This window comes from Thermoplasma sp. (assembly GCF_008709555.1).
Classification (GTDB): domain Archaea; phylum Thermoplasmatota; class Thermoplasmata; order Thermoplasmatales; family Thermoplasmataceae; genus Thermoplasma.
This window is the reverse complement of record NZ_VYIJ01000001.1, coordinates 170231-178458: the sequence shown is the minus strand read 5'-3', so window position 1 is coordinate 178458 and position 8228 is coordinate 170231. Positions and strand designations below refer to the sequence as shown.

Genomic DNA, 8228 nt, shown 5'->3' with positions numbered 1-8228 from the left:
CAGGTAAACCGGTGAAGCGTGTGATGGAGTACTGGATAAAGAACCCTGGATATCCAGTTATTGAGGCAAAGAAGATCGGAAAGAAGATAGTGCTGAAGCAGAGTCGTTTTCTGCTTGATGGAAGCGAAGAAGGGAGTTGGCCAGTGCCTGTTAACATAAAGAGGAAGGAAAGGGTCGAGCGGATACTTTTGGAGGGTGAGACGGAAATAGAAGCCGATAACTTTGTGAAAATCAATGCGGACAGCATAGGCTTCTATCGCGTTCTCTATGATGATGCAACGTTCTCCGAAGTTATGTCTCATTTAGGTGATCTGTCTTCCCTGGATAGGATCGGCCTCGTTGATGACCTCTTCGCCTTACTTCTGTCCGGAAAGATTGATCCCGAAACCTACAGGCAGCGAATAAGGAACTTTTTCGAAGACGAGGATCATAATGTTATAACCGCTCTAGTAGGTCAGTTCGAGTATCTGCACATGCTTACGCATTTCTTCGATGATGACATGAGAATGTTCTGCAAGTCCAGGATGCAGTATCTTACAGGGAAGCAGGATGAGAATCTTAAGATAGCCCTTGGCCGTGTATCCAGACTCTACTGTATAGTGGATGAATCATATGCCGAGGAAATTTCAAAGAACTTCAGGGATTTCGACGGCTCAGAACCTGAGATGAGGAGCTCTATAGCAACAGCGTATGCACTAGTTACTGGGGATTTAAAGGGCCTCCTCGAGAAATTCAGGTCTGTGGACAGGGACGAAGACAGGGTCAGGATAATATCCGCTTTCGGGAAACTCAAGTCAAGCACAGATCTATCCACAATATACGGCATGATAGAGAAGACGGAGATAAAAAAACAGGATATGATAACGTTCTTCAGCTCTGCCCTTGAAACGCTTCCCGGACGTGAATTCATATTTTCTAACCTGGAGAGGATAATGAAGCTGGTGATCAGATATTTCACAGGTAACAGAACAGCATCCAGAACCGTAGAGATCATACTACCTGTGGTTGGAATAGATCATCCTGATGCTGAGGACGTGATCCGGAACATAGGATCGAAGAACATAAGCATGGGGCTGGCGAAGGGCGCAGAGCTCCTGAATTTGAACAGGAAACTGCTGGACAGAATAAAGCAATTAAACGTAAAATGAAGATACAATAATATAAAATTAAACAGAGATATTTTCATTCGATTTTTTCTCTGAGTATTGAAGTCACATATCCTTTTATCTGCGCAAATGTCAGCTTTGGTGGCATTGGCCTCTCATCACCGTCCACTACTGCATCTAACACCGCAGGCCCTTCAACCTTAAGAAATTCTTGCACAGCTGGCTCTACCTTATCCGGTTCTTCTACCCTTATACCATTTATGCCTATGGCTTCTGCTATCTTTGAAAAGTCAGGATTCAGGAGGTCAACGCCCCATTCTGGATAGCCCATAACCTCCTCTTCGAACTTTATCATGCCGAGCTTTGAATTATTGAAAATTACTATTTTCACAGGTCTGTTATATTTCTTAGCAGTTATAAGTTCCATCATAGTCATAGCCGCACTTCCGTCACCAGTTATGGCTATTACCTGTCTATCCGTAGCGAATGAAACACCAACTGCACCCGGTATACCAACACCCATGGTACCGAGCCAGGGAGACAGGAGAAATGTACGATCTGGCCAGCCCTTTATATGTCTTGTCGCCCACACCGTAACATTTCCGGTATCGACGATGAAGACAGCGTCTCTATTCGCTTTTTTAGATATAATCTTTGCAAGAAATTCTGGTTTTATTGGTTTTGCCATATCTGACTCAAGCTTCATCATACTGGATATCCAGTCTTCCTTCTCTTTCAAGATCTCGGCATAGAACTTTTCCTTCTTCTCATCTGGTTTGACTTTTGCTAGGAAATCTGCAACTGTACACTGGTACGCTACATCAACATGGACCCTCTTTCCTATATTGGTTGAGTCTACATCTACTTGCAAAACCTTGGCCTTTTCGTTTATGAAGGAAACGTAAGGGAAAATGGTGCCAAGGAGTATTATCAGATCAGCCCTTTTCATAGCCTCGACAGATGTTCTAGTTCCAAGCAGGCCCAGTGGACCCATCACTTTTGGATCATCATCGTCAAGCAGGCCCTTTGCATTTACGCTATATAATATAGGCGATCCTATCTTCTCTGCAAATTTTATTATTTCTTCAGTTTGTCCAATGGCGCCACGGCCTACAAATAGCAGTGGGTGCTTGCTCTCGTTCAATAATTTCTCCGCAGGTGATGGATCTACGACGAAATGTGGAGTCTCTATTCTACTGAGTTGAACGGGTTGATAATCTGCATTCATTCTTAATATATCAACTGGCACCGTCAGATGGGAAACTCCATGCTTTGAAATGCTTTCGCGATAGGCCCTTTGCAAGACATACGATGCAGAATCCGGATTGACAATCTGTGCATTGAATACTGAGACATCATCAAAGAGTCGATCTAGATCTACTTCTTGAAAATAATCACGATAGAGCAGATCGGTTTCTATCTGCCCAGTCAATGCTAGAACTGGTATCCTGCTCATCTTCGCTTCATATAGTCCATTGATCAAATGAATAGAACCCGGACCAGATGTACCCATACATACTGTTAATTCGCCCGTGAATTTTGCCTCAAAAGTAGCTTCCAACGATGCACCCTCTTCATGCCTGACCTGTACGAATTCTATCTTATATTGCGTCCGTATGGAGTCAACAAGTGGATTGATTGAGTCGCCAGGCAGCCCATAGATCCTCTTTACCCCAAGATCAGCAAGCGTATTTATTATAACATTCGCTACACTATTAGCCATATTTAGATATTGGATAATCATTATTAAATAGTTTGTAAAAAAATAATCTCAGCGATACTCGATGCATGAGGTCTATAAGTTTGTCGCCCGAGGAAACGAGACGATTTTGATGCTTTTATTCATATCCATTTTTATGGAGATTACCTAAAACCTATCTTTTAGGGATATTCACCAAAGCAATGTTCTCATATACCTGATATATACCGTATAAAACTCCATGATGATCGCATTCACAATCGATTAATACGCATCAATAATAACGAAGCCGATGCCAGGAGATATCGTATTCGACCGTGGTTCATACTCAGACGTTGAAGAGATCAGGAAATTCACATCAAGCACATGGAAGGTGGGATATTACGCAGATCTGTATCAGAAGTTGGGACACACAGGTACAATGGAGGACTATGTAGACAAGGTCATAGAGAAATGGGTCAGTGAAGGATCCGTTTATGTTCTTAGAATGTATGGGCATCCTGTTGCCACAATACATATTGAGAAGCTGCTTGATGGATCGATTATGCTTGGTGGGCTTAGGATTCATCCGGATCATCGAGGGTCCAAGCTGGGAACACGGATCATGAAGGAGACCATCGAATTTCTCAGTGGTCAGACGGGGAAGTTGAGATCAGCCGTCTACTCCTGGAACGAACCATCACTGAGCCTTGTTAAAAAGTTTGGATTCAAGTCTGTGGAGGAGTTCATGATATACACATTCCATGAAGAGGACTCCCATGGTCAGCAACCGAAGCCGTTAATTGAGGAATACTCTGGAACTCAAAAGTGCTTCTTCATCGACTGGAAGTACGTGTGCCTTGATGACCCTAAACAGATCTTTACAAAGTATGCCGGCAATATAATTTCCTCCGGGAATCTCCTTGTCTATTTTGATGCCTATGAAGGTGGGACCGATTTCGTGGTGAATGATGCGAATGATGCAGAATCGTTCATTGAGGATCACAAACGGTTGCCTGGGCTCGTCACATTCTATGTCAGAAAGGCTTTGACGGATGGTATATCCATGAAACCTTCCTCATCCATCACGATCTGGGAATGGAACTATTGAAATATGATATATCATGATCACCTTTATCTTTATCCATCTATATATATTGAAAATTTTTACTTTATGCCAATTGATCCAGAAGTTGCCTGCGAATGCAGCGCATAAAATTAATAATATGATGGCATGTTAGCTTAAATATGCCAAATGCTATAATCTCTGCAGCTTCCAGCGGAATAGGTAAGGGAATAGCCTATGTTCTCTCTCGTTCTGGTTACAAGCTCACCCTCTTCTCGCGCAATGAAAACAAGCTTATGGAGGTAAAAAAGGAGATCCGGACCAAGTTCGGCACAGAACCCCTCGTTCTTTCAGCTGATCTATCAAAACCCGAGGATATAGAGATGGTGGCCAGAAAGCATAGAGAAAACTATGGAAGCATAGAGAATCTAGTGGTGAACTATGGTGACCCGAGAGTGGCCGGATTTATTGAGCTCGGCGAAGATGATTGGAAATACGCCATAGATATGATATTAATGTCAACGGTCAGACTCACGCGTGAAGCACTTACAGATATGATAAGGGCAAGAAAGGGGTCGATAGTTTATGTGACATCGATGACCGTACGGGAACCCATGGAAGGATTTTCGCTCTCATCTTCAATAAGATCGGCAGTTGTTGCTCTTGCCAAGAACCTATCGCTCGAAGTCTCCAAGTTTGGCATAAGAATAAACACCATATCCCAGGGCTATATCAATACGGAAAGGCTGCGCGATGTGATAAAGTCCAATGTGGATCGTGCTGAAGGCATGCGCAGGCTCAGCGGTGACGTACCTCTGCGCAGGGTCGGTGAACCAGAAGAGATCGGTGAGGTCGTTGAATTTCTGCTCTCTGAGAGATCCTCTTACGTGAACGGAACAAATATTCCTGTAGACGGTGGGATAACGAAATTTCCGCTATGAACCTGGATACAAATACATTTTCCGCATGAGTGAATCTGTTAGAAGCCGTTAAGTTATTTTGTAGTCCTGCAAGATATATGCATCTTCAACGAACAGATAGAAAAAGTTCGTCACAAACTTGTTCAAAAAGGTAATAACCAAAAAGGAGATCACGCTACAATGGATCGGGCCATTCTGGTCAGACACGGAGAAAGCGAAACGAACGTCTACGGTATAATATCATCGGATGAGGATCGTTATCCATTAACAGAAAATGGCATTGTTCAGGTTCAGAGAACCGCTGCCCAGCTGGCCGAACTTGACTTCGATGGTATCGTATCAAGCCCGATCCTCCGCGCCTATCAGAGCGCAAAGATAATAGCTTCAGCTACTGGGCTTCCGGTGATCAAAGATGAGCGCGCTAGGGAATCCGAATTCGGTCCATACAATAACAGCAGGATAACCGAGATACCATACGGCACCCGCGAGGAACTTGAGATGGAGACCTGGGACTCTCATGTTAGAAGGATGCGATCCCTGCTTGAAGACTACGACGGAAGTTACATAGTGGTAAGCCATGCGTATCCGATAAAAAGTATCCTATGCGATTACCTTGGTCTGGGAGAGTTCGACTGCTTCAGCGTTGAAATAAAGAATGCCTCAATGTCCGCTGTTCTCGTTAAGGAAAGAATGGTTCTCACCATAGGGTCACTTATACTGAGTGAATCGGTCAGGAGCAAGTTCAGGAAATAAATATATATGATTTTGTCATAAATTGACATGGCCTCTTCTGTAAGCATATACATAATTCATCGATACGCCTATGTACGTTCAATAATATTCCCCGAATCGGTGGTGTCCTAGATGTTTACCCTGGGAAATGTGCTGAGGCTGACCATATTTGGATCATCCCACGGGGAGCTTGTAGGATCGACTATAGATGGTTTTCCAGTCGGTTTCAGGGTCCCGGTTGACTACATACGCAGATACATGGAGTACAGGAGACCCGGGTCGAGCATACTGACCTCCCAGAGGAAGGAAGAAGATGATATCGAGATCGTCTCCGGGCTGCATGAGGGCTACACGGACGGGAGTCCGATCACGATCATTATAAGGAACAAAAACGTGATCTCGTCTTATTACAGCGAACTGAGAGAGAACCCGAGACCTGGTCACAGTGATTATACTCTCTTCCTGAAGTACGGTGAATTCAGAAACTATGAGGGTGGAGGCTTCCTATCAGGCAGGATGACCGCGCCCTTGGTAGCTGCTGGAGCCATAGCCAAGGCGTATCTTGAAGGAATGGGCATAAGGATAATGAGCTACATGAGATCAATAGGCGATGTGGAATGCGACAGGATCACCGGCGATAGATACAACTTCGAGACACGCATGCCAGATCCTGAATGCGATGAGAGATCCCGCAATCTGATAATGGAGGTCATGAAGGCCGGCGACAGTTTAGGCGGACGGATCGATACTATCGTTGAAAACTTCCCTGGCGGAATAGGTGAACCATTCTTCGACTCCGTGGAGAGCATCATATCGCATGCCATATTCTCCATCCCCGCTGTAAAGGCGATAGAGTTCGGTGATGGATTCCGGCTTGCATCTATGCGCGGGTCCGAGGCAAACGATCCGTTCGATGTCATCGATGGGAAAATCGTGACCAGGACAAACCACAACGGCGGGATTCTGGGTGGAATAACCAATGGCATGCCAATCAAATTCTCCATCGCGGTGAAGCCAACGCCTTCAATACACCTGCCTCAGCAAACGGTAAATCTGTCGACCTCAGAAAGATCAACAATAACGGTTAAGGGAAGGCATGATCCCTGCGTCGCGATAAGGGCAGTCCCGGTAGTTGAATGCCTCACATCCTTCGTCCTTCTCGATCTGCTCATCCAATCTGGATACGTGAACCGTTATGGAAAGAAGAGCAAAAGAGATTAAAAATACTGAATATGTCAATACACTTATAAACAAAGTTAAAATGTAAGTAACGTGTCGTTGAATATTCTCGGATATGATGTTGGCGGTACAAAGATATCAACTGTTGTCGGTAACGATTCAGGCGAGATACTCTCAAATGTGAGAATGCCCACCGTAAAGCATCTTGGCAAAAAGAGACTCATAGATGAAATGATCACCATGGGCGATGCGGCCCTGAAGAAGGCCCATGTTGATAAGCCCGATCTCATAGGGATAATATTCGCAGGTCCTGTCGATCGCAACAGGGGCATTGTCATTGCGTCTCCAAATATCTTTGGGCTCAGCAACTTCAACATCGTCGAACCAATAAAAGATTATTACAGGACAGATACTTTCCTTGAAAATGATGCACAGGCAGCGGCCATAGCCGAGAGACTTTTCGGATCCGGCAGGAACGTCGATAATTTTGTGTACATGACGTTAAGCACCGGGATAGGCGGCGGCATATTCATAAATGGGAAGCTTTACCGCGGGGCTCATGGAATGGCCGGTGAGATTGGACACAACGTGATAATGGTCAATGGCCCGACCTGCGGTTGCGGCAGACGTGGATGCCTCGAGGCACTGGCCGGCGGAAAAGCAATAGCCAGGAGGGTTATCGAGAATCTGCGTGCGGTGAGAGATTCTGACTTCTTCTCAAAGCTCAGACCCAACGAGATCACCGCTGAAAAGGTCTTCGAGGGAAAGAAGCAGGGCGACATGTTCTCCCAACTTATCCTTGAGGAGACAATATACTACCTTGCCGTCGGACTCGTCAATATAATAAATACACTTGATCCGGAGCTCGTCATAATCGGTGGTGGCATTTCAAAGGCAGGCAAGGATCTCTTCGATCCTCTCAACGATGCGATAAAGGAGGAATTCAAGAGCATGTACAGGCCCTTCAAGATCGTTCCTGGTCTTGAGAACGGATCGGATCTCGCTGCGATATCCGTTCCTCTTTATACAGAGATGGAGATGCATGGCGAAAGAGAAAAGCAGTATTGAGATGTGCATCTATTACGATAAAGGCACATGCTATCTTTCATCCTATGCGACACCATGCACGCTGTGTATGAATTATAAGACCACAGATCCCGTTGGGAAGAAGAAAAAGACCGTCTATGATATCTTCGACTTAGCCCCAGATATATTCACTGAGGGAAGTGATCTACAGTCGAGGCTATTCTGAAAAGAGAATGAACAGCTTTCAGTTTTTCTGCGATAAGGAACTGTAAATAAAATGAATAGATAGGTGTCGCCACTATCTCAGCCTGCAAAATTTATCTCTGGCCTTCCCGTGGGCTGCTCCTCAGCTGATCTTCGGATCTTAATTTTCGTTGAAGGCTCTGCCTGTATAGGTATATACAGTTAAGAAGAATGATCTCCAATGGCATCGATTATGCACCAGCTTCATCTTTATCGGTACAGCGTAGGAGTGTTAATTATATATCATTTTCTTGCGGAAAGCCCATTTATCTGATCGT

The 8228-nt window shown here is 44.7% G+C and carries 7 protein-coding genes; 6 read left to right on the top strand and 1 reads right to left on the bottom strand.

Annotated elements, in window-relative coordinates:
* Positions 1-1148 (top strand): ERAP1-like C-terminal domain-containing protein (locus tag F6Q11_RS00895; protein WP_297025826.1); only part of this gene is annotated, 1148 nt, incomplete at its 5' end.
* A gap of 34 nt (positions 1149-1182) precedes the next feature.
* Here the strand turns inward: F6Q11_RS00895 and F6Q11_RS00890 are convergent.
* Positions 1183-2829, bottom strand: coding sequence for a thiamine pyrophosphate-dependent enzyme (locus F6Q11_RS00890; protein WP_297025825.1), 1647 nt, complete (start codon positions 2827-2829; stop codon positions 1183-1185).
* A 268-nt stretch (positions 2830-3097) separates the two neighbouring features.
* Here F6Q11_RS00890 and F6Q11_RS00885 point away from each other — a divergent pair, with 268 nt between their 5' ends.
* The 5 genes from F6Q11_RS00885 (at position 3098) to F6Q11_RS00865 (ending at position 7749) form a co-directional block, all read left to right on the top strand.
* Positions 3098-3895: a GNAT family N-acetyltransferase gene (locus tag F6Q11_RS00885; protein ID WP_297025824.1), complete on the top strand. Its 798-nt coding sequence runs from the start codon at positions 3098-3100 to the stop codon at positions 3893-3895.
* A gap of 137 nt (positions 3896-4032) precedes the next feature.
* Positions 4033-4791, top strand: coding sequence for an SDR family oxidoreductase (locus F6Q11_RS00880; RefSeq protein ID WP_297025823.1), 759 nt, complete (start codon positions 4033-4035; stop codon positions 4789-4791).
* A 159-nt stretch (positions 4792-4950) separates the two neighbouring features.
* Positions 4951-5523: a 2,3-diphosphoglycerate-dependent phosphoglycerate mutase gene (locus F6Q11_RS00875; protein WP_297025822.1), complete on the top strand. Its 573-nt coding sequence runs from the start codon at positions 4951-4953 to the stop codon at positions 5521-5523.
* A gap of 111 nt (positions 5524-5634) precedes the next feature.
* Positions 5635-6723, top strand: a complete 1089-nt coding sequence (aroC, locus tag F6Q11_RS00870) for a chorismate synthase (RefSeq protein WP_297025821.1) — start codon at positions 5635-5637, stop codon at positions 6721-6723.
* A 51-nt stretch (positions 6724-6774) separates the two neighbouring features.
* Positions 6775-7749, top strand: coding sequence for an ROK family protein (locus F6Q11_RS00865; protein WP_297025820.1), 975 nt, complete (start codon positions 6775-6777; stop codon positions 7747-7749).
* Positions 7750-8228 lie beyond the last annotated feature (479 nt).